16 protein-coding genes and 1 tRNA gene are annotated in these 21,864 nt (G+C 63.8%); 16 read left to right on the plus strand and 1 reads right to left on the minus strand.

The features are described 5' to 3' along the window. Positions 1–29 precede the first annotated feature (29 nt). The 13 genes from KTJ89_RS06990 (at position 30) to KTJ89_RS07050 (ending at position 12,179) form a co-directional block, all read left to right on the plus strand. Positions 30–102: transfer RNA gene (locus KTJ89_RS06990), tRNA-Trp, on the plus strand. A gap of 95 nt (positions 103–197) precedes the next feature. Beyond that, positions 198–476, plus strand: a complete 279-nt coding sequence (gene secE / locus KTJ89_RS06995) for a preprotein translocase subunit SecE (RefSeq protein ID WP_101547325.1) — start codon at positions 198–200, stop codon at positions 474–476. Between the two features lie 82 nt (positions 477–558). Continuing rightward, positions 559–1,425 (plus strand): transcription termination/antitermination protein NusG, encoded by an 867-nt coding sequence (gene nusG, locus KTJ89_RS07000; RefSeq protein WP_139468574.1) that lies wholly within the window; start codon positions 559–561, stop codon positions 1,423–1,425. Between the two features lie 425 nt (positions 1,426–1,850). After that, positions 1,851–2,288: a 50S ribosomal protein L11 gene (gene rplK, locus KTJ89_RS07005; RefSeq protein WP_025776636.1), complete on the plus strand. Its 438-nt coding sequence runs from the start codon at positions 1,851–1,853 to the stop codon at positions 2,286–2,288. 64 nt (positions 2,289–2,352) lie between these two features. Then, positions 2,353–3,048 (plus strand): 50S ribosomal protein L1, encoded by a 696-nt coding sequence (rplA, locus tag KTJ89_RS07010; protein ID WP_101555448.1) that lies wholly within the window; start codon positions 2,353–2,355, stop codon positions 3,046–3,048. Positions 3,049–3,276: 228 nt separating this feature from the next. Continuing rightward, positions 3,277–4,554 (plus strand): helix-turn-helix domain-containing protein, encoded by a 1,278-nt coding sequence (locus KTJ89_RS07015; protein WP_139907286.1) that lies wholly within the window; start codon positions 3,277–3,279, stop codon positions 4,552–4,554. A gap of 145 nt (positions 4,555–4,699) precedes the next feature. Beyond that, positions 4,700–6,223, plus strand: coding sequence for an acetaldehyde dehydrogenase ExaC (gene exaC / locus KTJ89_RS07020; protein ID WP_139468572.1), 1,524 nt, complete (start codon positions 4,700–4,702; stop codon positions 6,221–6,223). Positions 6,224–6,351: 128 nt separating this feature from the next. Continuing rightward, positions 6,352–7,371: an alcohol dehydrogenase AdhP gene (adhP, locus tag KTJ89_RS07025; protein WP_139468571.1), complete on the plus strand. Its 1,020-nt coding sequence runs from the start codon at positions 6,352–6,354 to the stop codon at positions 7,369–7,371. A gap of 356 nt (positions 7,372–7,727) precedes the next feature. Further along, on the plus strand, positions 7,728–8,261 hold the full coding sequence (gene rplJ, locus KTJ89_RS07030; RefSeq protein WP_062244493.1) for a 50S ribosomal protein L10: 534 nt from the start codon (positions 7,728–7,730) through the stop codon (positions 8,259–8,261). 59 nt (positions 8,262–8,320) lie between these two features. Continuing rightward, on the plus strand, positions 8,321–8,707 hold the full coding sequence (gene rplL / locus KTJ89_RS07035; RefSeq protein WP_101546927.1) for a 50S ribosomal protein L7/L12: 387 nt from the start codon (positions 8,321–8,323) through the stop codon (positions 8,705–8,707). Positions 8,708–8,920: 213 nt separating this feature from the next. After that, positions 8,921–10,156, plus strand: a complete 1,236-nt coding sequence (locus KTJ89_RS07040; RefSeq protein ID WP_139907290.1) for a hypothetical protein — start codon at positions 8,921–8,923, stop codon at positions 10,154–10,156. Beyond that, a complete protein-coding gene (locus tag KTJ89_RS07045; RefSeq protein WP_259357201.1) occupies positions 10,156–10,965 on the plus strand; it encodes a hypothetical protein in 810 nt (269 codons plus the stop codon). The genes KTJ89_RS07040 and KTJ89_RS07045 overlap by 1 nt, the downstream gene beginning before the upstream one ends. After that, the gene (locus tag KTJ89_RS07050; protein ID WP_259357202.1) at positions 10,962–12,179 is read left to right on the plus strand and encodes a hypothetical protein; all 1,218 of its coding nucleotides are present in this window, start codon (positions 10,962–10,964) and stop codon (positions 12,177–12,179) included. The genes KTJ89_RS07045 and KTJ89_RS07050 overlap by 4 nt, the downstream gene beginning before the upstream one ends. A gap of 64 nt (positions 12,180–12,243) precedes the next feature. Here KTJ89_RS07050 and KTJ89_RS07055 read toward each other — a convergent pair whose 3' ends face one another. Next, positions 12,244–13,044 carry an MBL fold metallo-hydrolase gene (locus KTJ89_RS07055; protein ID WP_259357203.1) on the minus strand — a complete coding sequence of 267 codons (801 nt, stop codon included), beginning with the start codon at positions 13,042–13,044 and terminating at the stop codon, positions 12,244–12,246. Positions 13,045–13,143: 99 nt separating this feature from the next. Between KTJ89_RS07055 and KTJ89_RS07060 the strand changes: the two genes are divergently transcribed. From KTJ89_RS07060 to KTJ89_RS07070, 3 genes are all read left to right on the plus strand, one after another. After that, positions 13,144–14,202, plus strand: coding sequence for a GNAT family N-acetyltransferase (locus KTJ89_RS07060; RefSeq protein WP_259357204.1), 1,059 nt, complete (start codon positions 13,144–13,146; stop codon positions 14,200–14,202). Positions 14,203–14,431: 229 nt separating this feature from the next. Further along, a complete protein-coding gene (gene rpoB / locus KTJ89_RS07065) occupies positions 14,432–17,911 on the plus strand; it encodes a DNA-directed RNA polymerase subunit beta (RefSeq protein ID WP_259357205.1) in 3,480 nt (1,159 codons plus the stop codon). A 68-nt stretch (positions 17,912–17,979) separates the two neighbouring features. Then, positions 17,980–21,852, plus strand: coding sequence for a DNA-directed RNA polymerase subunit beta' (locus tag KTJ89_RS07070; RefSeq protein ID WP_139907295.1), 3,873 nt, complete (start codon positions 17,980–17,982; stop codon positions 21,850–21,852). Positions 21,853–21,864 lie beyond the last annotated feature (12 nt).

Consider the following 21,864-nt stretch of genomic DNA (forward strand, 5'->3'; position numbering starts at 1 on the left):
GATCGACACGATCGCTCAAGTCCGATCAGAGGGGTGTGGCGCAATTGGTAGCGCAACGGTCTCCAAAACCGTAGGTTGCAGGTTCGAGTCCTGTCACCCCTGCGCAGTTGACTCTGCCGAAGTCTCATCGGCCAGGCGCCGTCCTCGACCGGCACGAACAATTGTGAAGCCAAACGAAACCGACCGAGTGAGGATGTGTGAGCGACACACCGGCAAAGCAGACTGGCAGCGCACCCAACAGTGCCTCCGGTCCAAAGAAGCTCGGATTCTTCGGACGAATCCTGCAGTTCTTCCGCGAAGTGGTGGCAGAGCTCAAGAAGGTCGTCACTCCGACCCGGAAGCAGCTGCTCAACTACACGCTCGTCGTGCTGGGCTTCATTCTGTTCATGATGCTTCTCGTCACGGGCCTCGACCTGGTCTTCGGCAAGCTCGTCGGCTGGGTGTTCGGCGGAACTCCGCTGTGGCCCCTGTGGTGATACGGCCTCAGCCGTGAACCACCCCAAGCTCAAACTTCACTCCCTACCGGGAATCACAAAACGCGAAGCGAGGAATTGATCGGTGTCGGATACCAACTCACCTGAGCAGGAGACCCCTGAGACCCAGGACGTCACTCCCGAGGAGTCGGGTGCCGCTGTGGTGCCCGAAACCGAAGAGGCGGCCATCGACGCCGAGGCGACCGCCCCCGTCGAGTCCGCTGACGCTGACTCCGCAGAAGCTGCCGACTCCGCTGACGAAGCCGATTCCGCTGACGAAGCCGACGGCGAGCAGGACGATGCTGCCGAAGACGTCGCCGCCGCCGACGAGGTCGACCCGGCCGAAGAATTCAAGGCCGAGCTGCGCATGCAGGAGGGTGACTGGTACGTCATCCACTCCTATGCAGGCTACGAGAACCGCGTGAAGCAGAACCTCGAGAACCGCACCGTCAGCCTCAACCTCGAAGAGTTCATCTTCGAGTCGCAGGTGCCGATGGAAGACGTCGTCGAGATCAAGAACGGACAGCGCAAGCAGGTCCGTCGTGTGCGTATCCCCGGATACGTGCTCGTACGCATGGAACTGACCGACGAGTCGTGGGGCGCCGTCCGCCACACTCCGGGTGTCACCGGATTCGTGGGCAACGCCTACGACCCGACTCCGCTGTCGATCGACGAGGTCTTCTCGATGCTCGCCCCGATCTTCGAAGAGCGCCAGGCCGAAGCCGCCGCTGCCGAAGGCCCCGCCGCCGAGGCCGCTGCGAAGTCCGCCCCCATCACCGAGGTGGAGTTCGAGGTCGGCGAGTCCGTGCTCGTCAAGGAGGGCTCCTTCGAGGGCCACCCCGCGACGATCCAGGAAATCCGTCCGGAATCGCAGAAGCTCACCGTGCTGCTGTCGATCTTCGAACGCGATGTTCCCGTCGAACTCGGCTTCGACCAGGTCTCGAAGCTCTGATCGCCGCATAGTTTCACTGATCGCCTCGGCGCGATCGTGACCGAAGGGGCCCGGAATTCTCCGGGCCCCTTCGGCGTTCCCGCGTTCACTGGCTCGGCCGCCTCGACGAGGGGGTTGTGTCGTTGGGGAAGGGATTGTGTCGATCAAGGCTGAGCGCAGTCGTCGAACCGTCTACGGGGCGATATCCGGGCCCGCGCTTGAACGACGGCGCCGAGGCGGTCGCACCGAGGCGGTCACATCAGCCGGCGATGCTGTCCCGCCTCGGCGAGGGAATGATCGGGTGATGCCCCTCACGAGCATTTGCCCGCAGGCGGGCGCGCATGGAATACTGGTGTGGTTTGATTGCGGCCCTTATCGGAAGGCCGCTGTCGAACGATGTGCTGTATATGTCTGGCACATCGAAACCTCAAGATTAAGGACCGTACATGCCTCCCAAGAAAAAGGTAGCCGGCCTCGTCAAGCTCCAGATTCAGGCAGGTGCCGCTAACCCGGCTCCTCCGATCGGTCCGGCGCTTGCCCAGCACGGCGTCAACATCATGGAATTCTGCAAGGCCTACAACGCCGCCACAGAATCCCAGCGCGGAAACATCGTTCCCGTCGAGATCACCGTGTACGAAGATCGTTCGTTCGACTTCGTGCTCAAGACCCCGCCGGCAGCCGAGCTGATCAAGAAGGCCGCCGGAGTGAAGTCGGGTTCGGCTACTCCGCACACCGTCAAGGTCGCTCACCTGAGCGCCGACCAGGTGCGCGAGATCGCCACCACGAAGATGCCCGACCTGAACGCCAACACCCTGGATCAGGCCGACCGCATCGTCGCCGGAACCGCGCGTTCCATGGGCATCACCACCGACATCGAGGTCTGAGACCTCACCCCACACAGTGGCAGGGCCCACGCAGCCCACACCACGACTGCAAGGAGTAAAGCAGATGGCAAAGCGTTCGAAGGCCTATCAGGCCGCGGCTGAGAAGATCGCCGCAGATGTGAACTACGAACCGGCTCAGGCGATCGCCCTGGCCAAAGAGACCAACGTGGCGAAGTACGACGCCACGGTCGAGGTCGCTCTCCGCCTGGGTGTTGACCCCCGCAAGGCGGATCAGATGGTGCGCGGCACCGTCAACCTTCCGCATGGTACCGGTAAGACCGCTCGGGTCCTGGTGTTCGCTGCCGGCGACCGTGCAGAAGCTGCCCGTGAAGCAGGTGCTGACTACGTCGGCTCCGATGACCTGCTGGAGAAGGTGGCCGGAGGGTTCACCGACTTCGATGCCGCTGTTGCGACCCCCGACATGATGGGCAAGGTCGGCCGTCTCGGTAAGGTGCTGGGTCCCCGCGGCCTGATGCCGAACCCGAAGACCGGCACCGTGACCATGGATGTCGCCAAGGCCGTCAACGACATCAAGGGCGGAAAGATCGAATTCCGCGTCGACAAGCACTCGAACCTGCACTTCATCATCGGAAAGGTCTCCTTCTCCGAGGAAGCTCTGCAGGAGAACTTCGATGCTGCGATCGAAGAGATCCTGCGTCTGAAGCCGTCCTCCTCGAAGGGCCGCTACATCAGCAAGGCTACGATCACGACCTCGAATGGCCCAGCCGTTCCGGTCGACCACTCGGGTCTGCGCATCTGATCTGATCGATGCACCGGCAGAGGGCGGGAAGCGATTCGTTCGTTTCCCGCCCTCTCTCTTTCCCAATTACTACCTGACGGCGGCCCAGCAACCTCGCGCGAGGTTGCTGGGCCGCCGTCAGGTAGTTCGGGGAGTGGACGGGCTCTTGTCCGCGGGCGGGTTCGCGATTAGATTATGAGCAGTTGAGGCTCTCTTCCGACACCCGCCGATGGAGGTGGACCGTCCGCCATGGATTCGACGCTGCTGCTCGAAGACACCTATCAGCGTGCCGTTCGCCGCGCACATGAGCGTCTGGCCGGGCCATCGGATCCTCTCCTCCCTGCACCATCGTCGGAGCCTGGTGTGCGCGCCTCGGTGTTGGAATCCTGGGACCGGTCTCTTGCCCGGTTGCGCGACCCCGACAGCGTGGAGGTCCAAGTCCCGTTCGAAGCCGATCGCCTCGCCGAGGTGCGCCGGCGCCATCCTTTCCACGCGATCATGCCGCTGCTGCGATCCCACCTGATCGAACCCGCCAAGGATGCCGGTCTGCTCGCCGCCCTCGGCGACGAACAGGGGCGATTGCTCTGGGTCGAGGGGGAGCGAGGCGTCCGGAACCGCGCCGAAGCCATGGGATTCGTCTCCGGCTCGGACTGGTCCGAAGAGGTCATGGGCACTTCCGCCCCGGCGCTGGCCCTGCGCTCGGGCCGTCCGGTGCAGGTCAGCCGCGCCGAGCATTTCGCCCCCGACGTCCATTCCTGGAGCTGCAGCGCGGTCCCCGTCACCCACCCTCTGACCGGGCAGGTCATCGGCATCATCGATGTCACTGGGGGAGACGACGCCGTGTCCTCCATCGTGCTGCCGCTGCTGTCCTCGACAGCCAAAGCCGCAGGTGCCCAGCTGTCCCAGCTCTTCACCCCGCAGCAGATGCACACCGACACCGAGGCGGCCGGAACCAGACTCACCGTGCTCGGTCCCAGCCCCGCCCTGGAAGGCCCGAACGGCACCCGGATCCCGCTGACCCGCAGGCACGCCGAGATCCTGCTTCTGCTGCACCGGTATCCCGACGGCATCAGCGGAGCCGGGCTGGTGGAGCGGCTGTGGACGGTCGGCGGCAGCGAAGTCACGGTCCGGGCGGAGATCAATCGTCTTCGCAGAACGATCGACAGCCTCGGCGATCTGCGCATCGACGCGCGCCCCTATCGACTTCGCGGGGACGTCGATTCGGATCTTGAGCGAACCGTTCAGGCGCTGGCCAACGGTGACGCGGATTCGGCCCTCGAACAGTTCATCGGAACCGTCCTGCCGGACTCCGATGCTCCGGGAGTGCGGGAGATCGGAGCGGAAGTCAACGCACTCATGCGCGAGACCCTGCTGCAGGACGGAACCTGGCAGCAGTTGTGGCGGTTTGCAGATCTCCCGGACTTCCGTGACGACGTCGAAGTCCTCATGACCGTGCTGCGTCTGGCCCCGCCCGAGGCTGCCGAACGCAACGCCGCGGTCGTGCGTCTGGAGGCGCTGGGTCTCTGAACTCGGCGAACCCATCGCGGTTCGGCGTGCGGGACGGTTCGACCGCCTCGGCGATATGATGCAACCCACATGCAACGTTGCGCTCGGTAGCGTCGTGGTCACACGGAGACAATCCGGTGGAATCAGACGCATCAAAGGAGTTGCAATGACTGTCTACGCACAGCCTGGTCAGGACGGGTCGCTCGTCACGTTCAAGTCCCGCTACGAGAACTTCATCGGCGGTCAGTGGGTGCCGCCGGTCAAGGGCAACTATTTCGAGAATCCCAGTCCGGTCACCGGCAAGACCTTCACGGAGGTCCCGGCCAGCACCGCCGAGGATATCGAACTCGCTCTCGACGCCGCGCACAAGGCGGCTCCGGCCTGGGGCAAGACGGCGGTGGCCGAACGGGCCAACATCCTCAATCGGATCGCCGATCGCATCGAGGAGAACCTCGAGACGCTCGCCGTCGCCGAGACCTGGGACAACGGCAAGGCGATCCGCGAACCCCTCAACGCCGACCTGCCGCTGGCAGTCGACCACTTCCGCTACTTCGCCGGAGCGATCAGGGCGCAGGAGGGCGGACTCTCGCAGATCGACGAGGACACGGTGGCGTATCACTTCCACGAGCCGCTCGGCGTGGTCGGTCAGATCATTCCGTGGAACTTCCCGATCCTCATGGGCGTGTGGAAGATCGCTCCGGCGCTGGCCGCGGGCAATGCGATCGTGCTCAAGCCCGCCGAGCAGACTCCGGCGTCGATCCTCGTCCTCGTCGAACTCATCGCCGACCTGCTGCCCGAGGGCGTGCTCAACGTCGTCAACGGCTTCGGTCTCGAAGCCGGCAAGCCGCTGGCGTCGAACAAGCGGATCTCGAAGATCGCGTTCACCGGGGAAACGACGACCGGTCGCCTGATCATGCAGTACGCCTCGCAGAACATCATCCCGGTCACCCTCGAACTCGGCGGAAAGTCGCCGAACATCTTCTTCGAGGATGTTTTGGCCAAGGACGACTCGTACGCGGACAAGGCCCAGGAGGGCTTCACGATGTTCGCCCTCAACCAGGGTGAGGTCTGCACCTGCCCGTCGCGTGCGCTCATCCAGGAATCGATCGCCGATCCCTTCCTCGAGAAGGTCGTGGCCAGGACGAAGAAGATCGTCCAGGGCAACCCGCTCGACACGGACACGATGATGGGCGCCCAGGCCTCGAATGACCAGTTCGAGAAGATCATGTCCTACCTCGACATCGGCCGTCAGGAAGGCGCCGAGGTGCTCACCGGCGGCGCCAAGGCCGAGCTTGACGGAGATCTGGCCGGCGGATTCTACGTGCAGCCGACGATCTTCAAAGGCACGAACAAGATGCGCATCTTCCAGGAGGAGATCTTCGGGCCCGTCGTCTCGGTCGCGACGTTCTCCGACTACGCCGACGCGTTGGCCACGGCCAACGACACGCTCTACGGCCTCGGAGCCGGAGTCTGGTCCCGTGACGGCAACACCGCCTACCGGGCCGGTCGTGAGATCCAAGCCGGGCGTGTGTGGGTGAACAACTACCACGCCTACCCGGCCCATGCGGCCTTCGGTGGGTACAAGGCTTCGGGCATCGGACGCGAGAACCACAAGATGATGCTCGACCACTACCAGCAGACGAAGAACCTGCTCGTCAGCTACTCGGAGAACGCCCAAGGCTTCTTCTGACCCCAATTGCTACCGGACGGCGGCGCAGCAACCTCGCGCCAGGTAGCTGGGCCGCCGTCGGGTAGTTCTTCCACCTCAAATTCAAACCCCGCATCGCTTCGTGAACCATCATCACAAAGGAGAGAATGATGTCCGCAATGAAAGCTGCAGTAGTCGAGGGTTTCGGCCAGGAACTCGTCGTCGGGGACAATGCGATTCCCGACCCCGGCCCGGGGCAGGCGTTGGTCAAGCTCGTCGCCTCCGGCGTCTGTCACACCGATCTCCACGCCGCCCATGGTGATTGGCCGGTCAAACCGAAGGTGCCGCTCATCCCGGGACACGAAGGAGTCGGCATCGTCGAAAAGGTCGGCGAGGGCGTCACCGATGTCGAGGTCGGACAGATGGTCGGCAACGCCTGGCTGTGGACCGCATGCGGGACCTGTGAGCACTGCCGTCAGGGCTGGGAGACCCTCTGCGAATCCCAGGTCAACGGCGGCTACGGCGTCGACGGCTCCTTCGGCGAGTACATGCTCGTCGACACGAAGTTCGCCGCCATCATCCCCGACGGTGCCGATCCCTATGAGATCGCCCCGGTCCTCTGCGCCGGCGTCACCGTGTACAAAGGACTCAAACGCACCGAGGTGCAGCCGGGCCAATGGGTCGTCATCTCCGGAATCGGCGGACTCGGACACATCGCCGTCCAGTACGCCGTCGCTATGGGCATGCGCGTCGTCGCCGTCGATGTCGCCGACGACAAGCTGGCGCTTGCGAAGAAGCACGGTGCCGAAATCACCGTCAACGCCTTCGCCGAGGACCCGGCCGAGATCATCCAGGACAAGATCGGCGGCTCACACGGAGTCCTCGTCACCGCCGTCCACCCCGCGGCGTTCGGTCAGGCGATCGGAATGACTCGCCGAGGCGGCACCATCGTCTTCAACGGACTGCCGCCCGGTGACTTCCCGGCACCGATCTTCGACATCGTGCTCAAGGGCCTGACGATCCGCGGTTCGATCGTCGGCACCCGACAGGACATGGTCGAGGCGTTGGAATTCTATGCCGCCGGAAAGATCCATCCGACGTTCACGAAGCGACCGCTCGAGGACATCAACGCGATCTTCGACGAGATGGAACACGGCAAGATCGACGGCCGCGTCGTCATCGAATACTGACGAACCTGTCCACCCGCGCCCCAGAACTACCTGACGGCGGCGCAGCAACCTCGCGCCAGGTTGCTGCGCCGCCGTCAGGTAGTGTGGGAGGGGTCTCGGTGGTCGGATTGGACTTGCCGGGACGGACTTCGTTAGAGTTGAACCACCCAAGACCGTCGGTCTCTGTGGAATCATCGGAATTCGCCATCGAATCCCGGTGCCCGCAGACGAAGACTCCTAGTGAGTGACCCGCGCAGGTGAGCCGAAATCCTTCCGTCGGATTCTTCTGGAATCGACGGCCAAGCGTTTCACGCCTTCCTGCGTGGAGCGCTTTTTCTGTTGTCGGGACAGACCGGACGACTTATGAAAGGAACACCATGGCGAGGCCAGACAAGGCAGCCGCAGTCGAGGAGATCAAACAGCAGTTTGAGAACTCCGACGCTGTGTTGCTGACCGAGTACCGCGGTCTCACCGTCGCGCAGATGAAAGAACTGCGCGTCTCTCTCGGTGAGAACGTCAGCTACGCCGTGGTAAAGAACACGCTGACCAAGATTGCAGCCAAGGAAGCCGGAGTCACCGGTCTCGATGAGCACCTCAATGGGCCCACCGCGATCGCGTTCGTCAACGGCGAACCACCTGAGGCTGCCAAGGCTCTGCGTAACTTTGCCAAGGCGAACGACAAGCTCGTGGTGAAGGGCGGCTACTTCGATGGAGCCGCGCTCAGCCCCGAACAGGTCAACCAGCTCGCCGACCTCGAATCCCGCGAAGTGCTGCTTGCAAAGGCAGCCGGTGCCATGAAGGCAAGCCTCCACCAGGCGGCTTACCTCTTCACCGCTCCGCTGGTCAAGGCCGTGCGCACTGTCGATGCCCTCCGCGAGAAGCAGGACGACGCTCCTGCCTCCGACGCCTGAGCATCACCACAAACCGAACCGGTCGCTGATCGTGACCAAAACAGGAAGGACTAGCCACCATGGCTAAGCTCACCACCGACGAGCTCCTCGAGGCTTTCAAGGAGCTCACCCTCATCGAACTGTCCGAGTTCGTCAAGAAGTTCGAAGAAGAGTTCGACGTCGAGGCTGCCGCTCCGGCCGCCGTCGCCGCTGCTCCTGCCGCTGGCGGAGCCGGCGAAGCCGCTGCTGAAGAGCAGACCGAATTCGACGTCATCCTCGAATCGGCCGGCGAGAAGAAGGTTCCCGTCATCAAGGAAGTCCGTGGACTCACCTCCCTCGGACTCAAGGAAGCCAAGGACCTCGTCGACGGAGCTCCCAAGGCCGTCCTCGAAGGCGCTTCGAAGGAAGACGCCGAGAAGGCCAAGGAGACCCTCGAGGCTGCCGGCGCCACCGTCACCCTCAAGTGATCTTCTGCGCAGCAGCCTGACTGCTGCATAGGCTTTGAACCCCCACGGTCCGCCGTGGGGGTTCTCTGCATCCCCACCGGGAATGCCCACTCCACCCGGAATGCCCTAGGAATGCCCTCATTCGCCGAGGATGTTCGCCCGTCCCATGTCGATGTGACCGATTCGGAACACCGATCGACAGGGGCCGGGCAGAAGCTGAACTATTCTTGACTGGTGACTGAGACGACGAGCTACGCCCGCGCACAGCAGCAGCTGCGCGAACGCATCCGCGGAACTTGGGCGCAGCATCCCCTCTACATCGACGAGATCATCAGGCCCGGACTGACCGAGAATCAGATCAAGGCCATTCGGCAAGCCTCACAGCAGACCGAGGACACCGGCCTCACCCACTACCTCGCGATCGTCCCCGGACTCCTGACCATGGGCTACGGCGATTGGGCGAAGTTCACCTCCGACTTCGCCTTCGACATGCATCAGGAATCGGGGGAGAAGCAGACCCTCGTCCTCTTCAGTGAAGGCGAGACCTCCGCGCGCTCGTTCGCCTACCTCGTCACCGACAACGGACCCGTCGTCCCCACAGGTGCCCCGGAACTCATGAAGTCCAGCAGCGACGACTTCATCTCTGTCGAACTCGCCGTGCCCTACTATCTGCAGGTCCTCGTCGCCGCCGCCAAGGGCACCGAACCTCCCCAGGCACCGGATTTCGACACCCGCGACATCGGTGACCGCGATGAGGACTACATCGAACGCTTCGGCCTCGACAACTCCGACCCAGACACGCTCGTCTTCGGCGCCACGGCGGTCGCAGCCCTCGGTGCGACCCTGTGGCTGCTGCATCGCCGTCATCGCTATTCCTGGCGGTCTGAGCTGACCACGAAACCCGAACTGGTCACGTCGCACAAGCTGAAGAAGGCCGTCACCGAGGCGGCCGCCCCGATCCCCGAACCCGACCATCCCGATGACGACACGTGGGCCCTGCATGACCGAGGCAGACGAATCCAGGATGCGCTGGCGGCTCTGACCGCGGCCCACCCGGATTGGGCAGAATCGGTCGACTTCGCCCACCGCAACGGCGTGTTCGTCCTCGTCGCCCTCGACCGTTGGCTGCGCCGACAGCTGCGCAGGCGCTCCAGCCGAGTCGAAGACGAACCGCGCTTCTGCTTCCTCTTCCCGCATCATCGCAAGGACATTGAGGACCATGTGCTCAAACAGTCGGGCCGCAGTCTCACCGTAGGGCTGTGCGCCGACTGCCGTCAGGAGCTGGCGACCGGCCACGACCCGGAACGACTGATGGTGCCCAAACGTCCCGGCTCCACCCGTGCAGTTCCGTACTTCCAACGCGATGACGCCTACGCACTCTCTGGTTTCGGCAGCTTCCAACCTCTGGACGAGGCGGTGCTGGATGAAATGAGCCCTCAGCGCTCCGCCGCTGTCGGAAGGAGCCGATGATGGCCGCCAGAAGCGTGCGTTCGAAGACCCCACTCGACTGGCTCATCGCCGTCGTCGCGGTCGCTGCAGTGTCGATCGGCGCCACTCTGCTGAGCACACATCTGTTCGATCAGGCGAAGGCCGAGAGGATCACCGCATCCGACAGTGACGCGATCGTCGTCGACTCGATCTACGACGACCGCATCGAAGGCGCCCATGATCCGAACTACGGAAGAGACCGCTACCAGGCGATCGCGACGTCCTTCGCAGCAGATCCCGTCTACTTCGACGGCTACCCGGAGTTCGAGATCGACGAGGGCGATGTCGACTCCATCCGCGCGGAGATCGCCGAGGCCGACAGCCCGATCTATGTGGCGTTCCTCAACGTCTCGGATCTTGACGACGCCGATGGAGACCTCGATCTGTTGGCGGCTCGGATCGTCACCGAGATGGATGACCCCGAGGCTGCAGTGCTCACGGTCGATGCCACCGGGCGCATGGGACTGGCGGAGAAGGGCCTCATCCGACCTTCGCTGCTGACTCTGTCGGGGGACTTCGACGACAGCGACTCCGATGCCGCGCTCGCGGGAGTGCGTAAGATCAGTGCTGCCGAGACCGAGAACGTCGAATCGCGCTACTCGCACCGTCATGATGACGACGGGAACCCGGAGGTGACCTCCGAGGACACGACGAAGGACCCGCACACGCTGTCGTACAGCACCGGCGGCGCTGTGGCCGGAGCCGTCTTCGGCATCCTCGTCGGCGCGGGAATCGGCGTCGGAACATACTTCATCCGCCGCGCACTGAAGAAACGGACAGCGAAGCAGTGACCCAACAGGCCCAGACGATCGCCGAGGCGCTCAACACCGATCCCGTCTACGTGACGAATGCCGCGAAGGGGGAGATCAACGAAACGCTGCTGCAGAAGGCGGAGACGAAGATCGACAGCCTCGACTTCGATGTCTACGTCATCATCACCGGAGGCGAGGGTGCCGATAGGGATCTGCTCGAGCAGGTCAAGGTCTTCAACGGCGATGAGGGTGCGTTCATCATGATCGATACGAACACCGACCTCGCCGTCGACTACACCTTCGAGGACCAGCACGATCTGCAGATGCAGGTGATGGAGCAGATGTCCGTCGGGCGCGAACAATGGAGCCACAGCACTCCGTCGCAGACGAAGCTGAACATGCTCCTCGACCTCTACGCCGATCCGCAGGAGGCACCCGAGTACGAAACCGGACAGGAGGCCTCGGGCAGCGAGGTGCAGACGGTCGACGGTTCGAACTCGACAGCCACTCTGTTCCTCGGGGGAGCGGTTCTGGTGCTGGCGCTGGTCATCGCCGTCATCTGGTTCGCCAGGTCACGGCGAGAGCGGGCGAAAGCCGCCCGCACCCGCCGCCGCTTCGAATTGCCGGCACGACTGCTCGACCGAGTCGATGACCTGCAGCGGAAGACCCTGCGAGAAGGACTGAACGAGGACACGACAGAGCTGGCCGACGAGATCACGCAGCTGCAGACCCAGGACCTCAGCACCACAGATGCCGAGGGAGTGGAAAGAGCGCTCGACGCCTACCAGATGGCCAGATCCATCGTCGACGACACCGAGGCCGAACGCATCGACCTCGCCGGGGCCATGGTGCTGCTGCGTCAGGCCGGACGCGAGATCGCCGAGGTGAAGCTGCACAGATCGACCAAGCGCGGGTCGAGGACCGGAAAATCCGATTCTGCCCGTTCTGCTGGCTCGACGAAGTCAGCAAAGACGCGGGGACTCCCGCAGAGTCTGTGCACGGTCAACCCTCTCCACGGAGAGGCGCGATCGAATCAGCTGGTGAGCACCGAGCGCAAGGGACACTTGGCGGGAAAGAGCGTTCGCGTCCCCGTCTGCAGCAGCTGCCTGTCCGATCTGCACTCCGGCCGCGAACTGCAGTGGATCTTCGACGGCGACCGACCCTACGTCGAGGGCCGCAGCGTTTGGGCACAGACGCTGTTCGGAGCGATCGGCGGCGATCTCGTCACCGCCCTGCACCGGCACGGCTCCTAGGGAACCGGCCGGCTGAGTCCACTCAGTCAGTGCACGTCCGACCGTTGCTCAAGCGGGTCCGGAATCAGACCAGGCGGTGCTCCCGGGGAATCGTCCGATCATGGTCACCCGGCATGGAGCGGGCGGGCAGAGCCACCTCGGCGTCTCCCTGATCGACCCTCATCCCCTCGATATCGGCGAGCTGACGGGAAACGAAATCACGGTCGACCGGGGTCCCGTGACCGGGAACGAAGGTCCTCGCCTCAGGAAACGCCAGCAGGGTGTGCAGGCTCGATGCCCATTCGCTCAAGGAAGCATCGGCCCCGGCCTGAGGTGCATCCGCCTCTTCGACGAGGTCGCCGGTGAAGACGATGCCGAGCTCGGGCAGTCGGACGACGAGGTCGGCCGTCGAATGTCCTCCGAGCACATGGAACTCGACCGGACAGCCACCGAGGTCGAGGTGCCACACATCACCGGGTGTCGGATCGACGGGCGAGACGTCGACGATGAGCTGACCGGGATCCGTGGGTAGGCTCGACCGATATTCAGCCGGGAAGTCACCGACCGCGACTCCGTCGAGAGCGATCCAGGCCGTGGCCTCTTGATCGGCGGCGAACGATGACGATGCGTACACGGCGGTGACCCCGGCTGAGACGGCTGCGGCGGCGCCGAAGAAGTGATCCCAATGATCATGGGTGATCGCGAGCTCGATCGCGCGGGGATGGCTGCCTCCGATCTCCTCGCCGAGGCGGCCCGCCCGCTCCACCAGATGTGCGGCGGCCGCGGGGCCGGGGCCCGCGTCGACGAGCAGAGAGCGATCGGTGCCGACGATGATTCCGCAGTTGACTGCGGCCGGATCGAAGCTGAGGATACTCACTCGTGTCATGGTCGCAGTCTAGAATGTCTCCCACCGGCTGTCAGCGCGACGATGCGCGAAAGAGACATTGCAATGCGAGGCGGCCATCAGCGACGACAGAGGCCACAGATGGAGATCACTCGGATCAGGTCCGGACACGGCAACCCGGCGGCAATCGAGGCATTGATACCCGAGCTGCTGGCTTTCGACACTGTCATCAATCGAGCATCCGGGCTGGGGGAGGACTTCGACCCGATTCCCGAAGACCTGCGGCACTCGCTGACCAGCAGGAGCGAGTACCGGGCCACGCTCACCTGGATCGGTCGCAACCACGGAGACATCGTCGCCAGGGGCACTGCCGACTTGCGTCTGACGAGTAACACCGACACCGCAGAGCTCTGGTGCGCGGTCCGACCCGATCGGCGCCGACGAGGACTGGGCGCGGCCCTGCTCGAGCAGATGGAGTCCGATCTGGCGGCAGACGGACGGACCGCGCTGTCGACCTATTGTGAGATCCCGGAGTCTGTCAGAACTGCCGATCTGCGCGGGGCCCATCTTGCCGCCGATACCGGTGCCGGGACGCTGCCGGTCGCTCTGCCGGAAGTGTCGTTCCTCAGCGCTCGCGGATACGGGCTCGCTCAGATCGAACGGTGCTCCGTCGCTCCGACCGCAACTGCGGCCGAGCTCGACCTCGGTGCCAAGGCCGACGACTACGTCATCGAGACGTGGTTGGGGCCCGTCCCGGAGAACCGCCTCGACCACATCGCGCTTCTTCGGCGTCGAATGAGCACCGATGTGCCTGGGGCTGAGAAGTACGGGGGAGAGGAGAGCTGGGACGCCGAGCGGGTCCGCTCGAGCGACGCCGAAAAGATTGCGAAGGGGGAGACCATGGCCACGGCGCTCGCCCTCCTCGGCGATGAGCCGGCAGGATACACCCAGGTCGGATTTTCGGCCGAGCAGCCGGAGATCGGATGGCAGTACGGCACCCTCGTCATCATCGACCATCGCGGCCACCGCCTCGGCGCCCGACTCAAGATCGCCAATCATCGCAGTCTCGCCGAGAACACGGCGGTCGACCGGGTGTACACGTGGAACGCGGTGGAGAATTCGTGGATGCTGGCGATCAACGATCAGGCGGGATTCGCCACGTGGGCCTGGGTGGGGATGTGGACGAAGAATCTGCACTGAAACCGTCGTCTTGCCAGACTTGACCAGATGCTATAAGCTTGATATTTGCATCGTTCTGCCTGTGGTGTGCCTTCATATAGCGGTGGGCACAGCATTTCCACTCAAGTGAACCATGCCGACGCCGGGAGTCGAAATCTGACACACCCCGTATATGTCGTGGATGTCCGGACGTCGCCGGAGCGAGTGGGCAGACGAAGTATCAGATGGTGAAGCACTCGGAAGGAACCAATTGGCCGCCGCCAACGACAACACCAGGACCGCTAATCCCCCCAAGAGAATTTCCTTCGCGAAGATTCGCGAGCCCCTCGAGGTTCCCGATCTGCTCGGTCTGCAGACGGACAGCTTCGACTGGCTGATCGGATCGGAGGCGTGGCAGGACCGCGTCGCCGAGGCCATCGAGATCGGGGACGACTCAGTCGCAACCACCTCGGGACTCGAAGACATCTTCGAAGAGATCTCGCCGATCGAAGACTTCGGCGGATCCATGTCGCTGTCGTTCCGCGAGCACCGGTTTGAAGCTCCCAAGTACTCGATCGATGAGTGCAAGGAACGCGATATGACCTACTCGGCGCCGCTGTACGTCACCGCCGAGTTCATGAACAACAACACGGGCGAGATCAAGAGCCAGACCGTGTTCATGGGTGACTTCCCCCTCATGACCGACAAGGGCACGTTCATCGTCAACGGCACCGAGCGCGTCGTCGTCTCCCAGCTCGTGCGTTCGCCCGGCGCCTACTTCGAATCCAGCGTCGACAAGACCACGGACAAGGACATCTTCACCGCGAAGATCATCCCGTCCCGCGGTGCCTGGCTGGAGTTCGAGGTCGACAAGCGCGACCAGGTCGGTGTTCGCCTCGATCGCAAGCGCAAGCAGTCCGTGACTGTTCTGCTCAAGGCCCTCGGCTGGTCCGAAGCGAAGATCCTCGAAGAGTTCGGCGAGTTCGAATCGATCCGCGAGACGATGGCCAAGGACACCGTCACCACGCAGGACGAAGCGCTGCTCGACATCTACAAGAAGCTGCGCCCGGCAGAGCCTGCGACCGCTGAGGCCGCTCGCAACCTGCTCAACAACCTGTACTTCAACCCGAAGCGCTACGACCTGGCCAAGGTCGGCCGCTACAAGGTCAACCGCAAGCTCGGCGTCGAAGCCCCGCTGTCGGACTCGGTGCTCTCCACCGAGGACGTCGTCGCCACCATCCGCTACCTCGTGTCTCTGCACGCCGGAGTGGACACGGCCAAGGGCACCCGCGACGGCGAAGAGGTCGAGATCAGCGTCAAGCTCGACGACATCGATCACTTCGGCAACCGCCGCATCCGTGCCGTCGGCGAGCTCATCGAGAACCAGATCCGCACCGGTCTGTCCCGGATGGAGCGCGTCGTGCGTGAGCGCATGACCACTCAGGACGTCGAGGCGATCACCCCGCAGACCCTGATCAACATCCGCCCCGTGGTGGCTGCGATCAAGGAGTTCTTCGGCACCTCGCAGCTCTCGCAGTTCATGGATCAGAACAACCCGCTCGCGGGTCTGACCCACAAGCGCCGTCTCTCCGCACTGGGACCCGGCGGTCTCTCGCGTGACCGTGCTGCCATGGAAGTCCGTGACGTGCACCCCTCGCACTACGGCCGCATGTGCCCGATCGAGACCCCCGAAGGCCCGAACATCGGTCTGATCGGTTCGCTGGCGTCCTACGCCCGCATCAACCCCTTCGGCTTCATCGAGACGCCTTACCGCAAGGTCGTCGACGGTGTCGTGACCGATGAGACGCAGTACCTGACCGCCGATGACGAACTCGAGTTCAACATCGCCCAGGCCAACGCACCGCTGACCGACGACCAGCGTTTCGCTGAGGTCGAGGTCCTGGCACGCCCGAAGGGCGGCGGCGGTGAGGCCGAACTGGTCCAGCACGACCAGATCGACTTCATGGACGTCTCCGCACGTCAGATGGTGTCTGTGGCTTCGGCTCTGATTCCGTTCCTCGAGCACGACGACGCCAACCGCGCCCTCATGGGTGCGAACATGCAGCGTCAGGCCGTGCCGCTGGTGATGGCCGAATCCCCGGTCGTGGGCACCGGCATGGAATACCGTGCCGCCGTCGACGCCGGCGATGTCATCACCGCTGAGAAGTCCGGTGTCATCACCGAGGTCTCGGCCGACTACGTCACTGTGCTCGCCGACGACGGAACCCAGCTGACCTACAAGGCGGCGAAGTTCAAGCGGTCGAACCACGGCACCTCGTACAACCAGCGCATCCTCGTCGACGAAGGCGACCGCGTCGAGGCCGGCACCGTCCTCGCCGACGGACCGTCCACCGAGAACGGTGAGATGGCTCTGGGCAAGAACCTCCTCGTGGCGTTCATGTCCTGGGAAGGCTACAACTACGAGGATGCGATCATCCTCTCGCAGCGTCTCGTCCAGGACGATGTGCTCTCCTCGATCCACATCGAAGAGCACGAAGTCGATGCGCGCGACACCAAGCTCGGTGCCGAAGAGATCACTCGGGACATCCCGAACATCTCGCCCGATGCCCTGGCCGACCTCGACGATCGCGGAATCATCCGCATCGGCGCCGAGGTCACCGACGGTGACATCCTCGTCGGCAAGGTCACCCCGAAGGGTGAGACCGAGCTGACCCCGGAAGAGCGCCTGCTGCGCGCGATCTTCGGTGAGAAGTCCCGTGAGGTCCGCGACACCTCGCTGCGCGTTCCCCACGGAGAGATCGGCACCGTCATCGGTGTGCGCGTCTTCGACCGCGAGGACGACGACGAGCTCTCGCCCGGCGTCAACCAGATGGTCCGCGTCTACGTGGCTCAGCGCCGCAAGATCACCATCGGTGACAAGATGGCCGGCCGTCACGGAAACAAGGGCGTCATCTCGACGATCCTGCCGGTCGAGGACATGCCGTTCCTCGCCGACGGCACCCCTGTCGACGTCATCCTCAACCCGCACGGTGTTCCCCGTCGTATGAACATCGGACAGGTCTTCGAGGTTCACCTCGGATGGATCTCGAAGCAGGGCTGGAAGATCGAGGGCAACCCCGAATGGGCCGCCGAGCTGCCCGAGGCCGCTCGCGAAGCCGAGGCCGGCACCAACCTGGCCACCCCGGTCTTCGACGGTGCGCACGAGCTGGAGCTGCGCGGACTGCTGGATTCGACGACCCCGAACCGCGATGGGGACCGCCTCATCGATTCCTCGGGCAAGGCCCAGCTGTTCGACGGACGCTCCGGTGAGCCGTTCCCGTACCCGATCTCGGTCGGCTACATGTACATGCTCAAGCTCCACCACCTCGTCGACGACAAGATCCACGCGCGTTCGACCGGACCGTACTCGATGATCACCCAGCAGCCGCTCGGTGGTAAGGCGCAGTTCGGTGGTCAGCGCTTCGGTGAGATGGAAGTCTGGGCCCTCGAGGCCTACGGCGCCGCCTACACCCTGCAGGAGCTTCTGACGATCAAGTCCGATGACATCCCAGGCCGTGTGAAGGTCTACGAAGCCATCGTCAAGGGTGAGAACCTGCCCGACCCGGGAATCCCGGAGTCGTTCAAGGTCCTCATCAAGGAGATGCAGTCCCTGTGCCTCAACGTCGAAGTCCTGTCTTCCGACGGAGGCCATGTCGAGATGGGCGAGTCGGAGGACGAGGTCTACCGCGCCGCCGAAGAGCTCGGCATCGACCTCTCCCGCCGCGAAGCACAGACCGTAGAAGAAGTCTGAGTACTTCCACTTCAACCGACACAACTTTTTGATGAACGATTCGTTCATCGCCAGGAAAGAGGATTTACGTGCCTGACGTCAATTTCTTTGATGAACTGCGCATCGGTCTTGCCACCACGGAGAACATCCGCGGCTGGTCACACGGTGAGGTGAAAAAGCCTGAGACCATCAACTACCGCACCCTGAAGCCGGAGAAGGACGGACTCTTCTGCGAGAAGATCTTCGGCCCCACCCGTGACTGGGAGTGCGCCTGCGGAAAGTACAAGCGAGTCCGTTTCAAGGGCATCATCTGCGAACGCTGCGGCGTCGAGGTGACCCGTGCCAAGGTGCGTCGTGAGCGGATGGGCCACCTCGAGCTCGCCGCTCCCGTCACCCACATCTGGTACTTCAAGGGCGTGCCCTCGCGTCTGGGCTACCTGCTGGACCTGGCTCCGAAGGACCTCGAGAAGGTCATCTACTTCGCGGCCTACATGATCACCTCGGTCGACGAGGATTCCCGTCACCGTGATCTGCCCAGCCTGCAGAACAAGATCGACGTCGAGAAGCAGCAGATCGGCACCCGCCGTGACGCCGACATCGACCGTCGTGCCAAGAAGCTCGAAGAGGATCTCGCCGCGCTCGAGGCCGAAGGCGGAACCGCCCAGGCCAAGAAGAAGCTGCGGGACACCGCCGAGAAGGAAATGGACAAGCTGCGCAAGAACGCCGACCGCGAGGTCGACCGTATCGAGCAGGTGTGGGACCGGTTCAAGAACCTCAAGGTCAACGACCTCGAAGGTGACGAGAGCCTGTACCGCGAGATGTTCCACCGCTTCGGTCTGTACTTCACCGGCGCCATGGGCGCCGAAGCCATCCAGAAGCGCCTCATCGACTTCGATCTCGAAGGCGAAGCCGAGAAGCTGCGTGAGCTCATCGCCACCGGCAAGGGACAGCGCAAGACCCGTGCGCTCAAGCGCCTCAAGGTCGTCAACGCGTTCCTGACCACCGACAACAACCCCGAGGGCATGGTCCTCGACGTCGTTCCGGTGATCCCGCCGGAGCTGCGCCCGATGGTGCAGCTCGATGGTGGACGCTTCGCGACCTCGGACCTCAATGACCTCTACCGTCGCGTCATCAACCGCAACAACCGCCTCAAGCGTCTGCTCGACCTCGGTGCTCCCGAGATCATCGTCAACAACGAGAAGCGGATGCTGCAGGAGGCCGTGGACTCGCTGTTCGACAACGGACGTCGCGGACGTCCGGTGACCGGACCGGGCAACCGCCCGCTCAAGTCGCTGTCGGACATGCTCAAGGGCAAGCAGGGACGCTTCCGTCAGAACCTGCTCGGTAAGCGTGTGGACTACTCGGGCCGTTCGGTCATCGTCGTCGGTCCGCAGCTGCACCTGCACCAGTGCGGTCTGCCGAAGACCATGGCTCTCGAGCTGTTCAAGCCCTTCGTGATGAAGCGCCTGGTCGATCTCAACCACGCTCAGAACATCAAGTCGGCCAAGCGCATGGTCGAGCGCCAGCATCCGCAGGTGTGGGACGTCCTCGAAGAGGTCATCACCGAACACCCCGTGCTGCTCAACCGTGCACCGACCCTGCACCGGCTGGGCATCCAGGCGTTCGAGCCGCAGCTCATCGAGGGTAAGGCCATCCAGCTGCACCCGCTCGTCTGCTCGGCGTTCAACGCTGACTTCGACGGTGACCAGATGGCTGTGCACCTGCCGCTGAGCCCCGAGGCGCAGGCCGAGGCCCGCATCCTCATGCTCTCGGCCAACAACATCCTCAAGCCCTCGGACGGCAAGCCCGTGACCATGCCTTCGCAGGATATGATCATCGGTCTGTTCCACCTCACCTCCGAGCGCAAGGGACTGGCCGGCGAGGGCCGTGCGTTCTCCGGCATGGGCGAAGCCATCATGGCCTTCGACCGCGGAGAGCTCGACCTCGGTTCGCCGATCACCATCCGCCTGGAAGACGTCGTTCCCAACGCGGACATGGAGCTTCCCGAGGGCTGGGAGGCCGGCGACCCGCTGGACGTGGCGACCACCCTGGGCCGCGCGACGTTCAACGAGTACCTGCCTGCCGACTACGCGTTCGTGAACTCCACGATCGACAAGAAGGCTCTGAGCCGGATCGTCAACCACCTCGCCGAGGAGTACCCGAAGGTCGAGGTCGCACACACGCTGGACAACTTCAAGGCCGGCGGCTTCCACTGGGCCACCCGCTCGGGCATCACCATCGCGATGTCGGACGTCGTCTCGCCCGAGGCGAAGACCGAGATCATCAACGATGCCGAGGTCATCGACACGAAGGTTCAGCAGCAGTACGAACTCGGTGCACTCACCGACGACGAGCGCCGCAACGAGCTCGTCAAGCTGTGGACGGAGACGACCGAGAAGGTCGACCAGATCATGCGCACGAACTTCCCCGAGGAGAACTCGGTGCTGCGTCTGGTCGAGTCCGGTGCTTCCGGTAACTGGATGCAGGTGCGTCAGCTGGCCGGTATGCGCGGCTTGGTGACGAACCCGCAGGGTGAGATCATCCCGCGTCCGATCGTGTCGAACTACCGTGAGGGACTCGCCGTGCTCGAGTACTTCATCGCCTCGCACGGTGCTCGTAAGGGTCTGGCCGATACCGCTCTGCGTACCGCTGACTCCGGTTACCTGACCCGTCGTCTCGTCGACGTCTCGCAGGATGTCATCATCCGCGCGGCAGAGGCCGAGTCGAACAAGGGCATCACCCTGCCGATCGCCGAACGCGATCACGAGGGCAATCTGGTTCCGCACGAGTACGCCGAGACCAGCGTCTACGGTCGTCTCACCGTCTCCGATGTCACCGACGCCGAGGGCAATGTGCTCCTTCCGGCCAAGTCCGATGTCACCGGTGCAGTGGTGGACATGCTCGTGGCCAACGGCATCGAGGAGCTCAAGGTCCACTCCGTGCTGACTGCCGATTCCGATGCGCAGATCTCCGCCGAGCACTACGGTCGCTCGATGGCGACCGGCCAGCTCGTCGACATCGGCGAGGCCATCGGCACCGTCGCAGCACAGTCGATCGGTGAGCCCGGTACCCAGCTGACGATGCGTACGTTCCACACCGGTGGTGCCGCCGCTTCGACAGGTGATATCACGCAGGGTCTGCCGCGTGTGACCGAGCTCTTCGAAGCTCGCACACCGAAGGGCTTCGCCCCCATCGCCGAGGCGACCGGACGGGCGAAGATCGACGACAGCCGCAAGACCCGCTTCGTCATCATCACCCCTGATGACGGCAGCGAAGAGATCGAGCACGCAGTGTCCAAGCGTGCCCGTCTCATGGTCGAGGACGGTCAGCACGTCAAGGCCGGAGAGCAGCTCATCGTCGGTGCCGTCGATCCGAAGCAGGTGCTGCGCATCCGCGGTCGCCGTGAGGCCGAGCGCTTCCTCGTCGAGGAAGTTCAGAAGGTCTACCGTTCGCAGGGCGTGGGCATCCACGACAAGCACATCGAGGTCATCGTGCGGCAGATGCTGCGTCGCGTGACCGTGATCGAGTCGGGCGATACGAACCTGCTGCCCGGTGAGCTCGTCGACCGCGGCCGCTACCAGGCGGAGAACCGTCGTGTGGTCGCCGAAGGCGGCCAGCCGGCATCGGCTCGTGACGAGCTGATGGGCATTACGAAGGCTTCGCTGGCCACCGAGTCGTGGCTGTCGGCCGCATCCTTCCAGGAGACCACCCGCGTCCTCACCGAGGCGGCCATGGAAGGCAAGTCCGATACGCTCATGGGGCTGAAGGAGAACGTCATCCTCGGTAAGCTCATCCCTGCCGGCACCGGCCTGCAGACCCACCGCAACCTCGTGGTGGAGCCGACCGAAGAGGCCAAGGCCGAGATGTTCACCAACAGCTACGGCGACTTCTACGCAGGCATCGGAGCCGATTCCGGTTCCGCCATCCCGCTGGAAGACTACGACTACGGAGCATTCAGCTGATCAGCTGATCTC

It is taken from the genome of Brevibacterium sediminis (genome assembly GCF_024895295.1).
Classification (GTDB): domain Bacteria; phylum Actinomycetota; class Actinomycetes; order Actinomycetales; family Brevibacteriaceae; genus Brevibacterium; species Brevibacterium sediminis.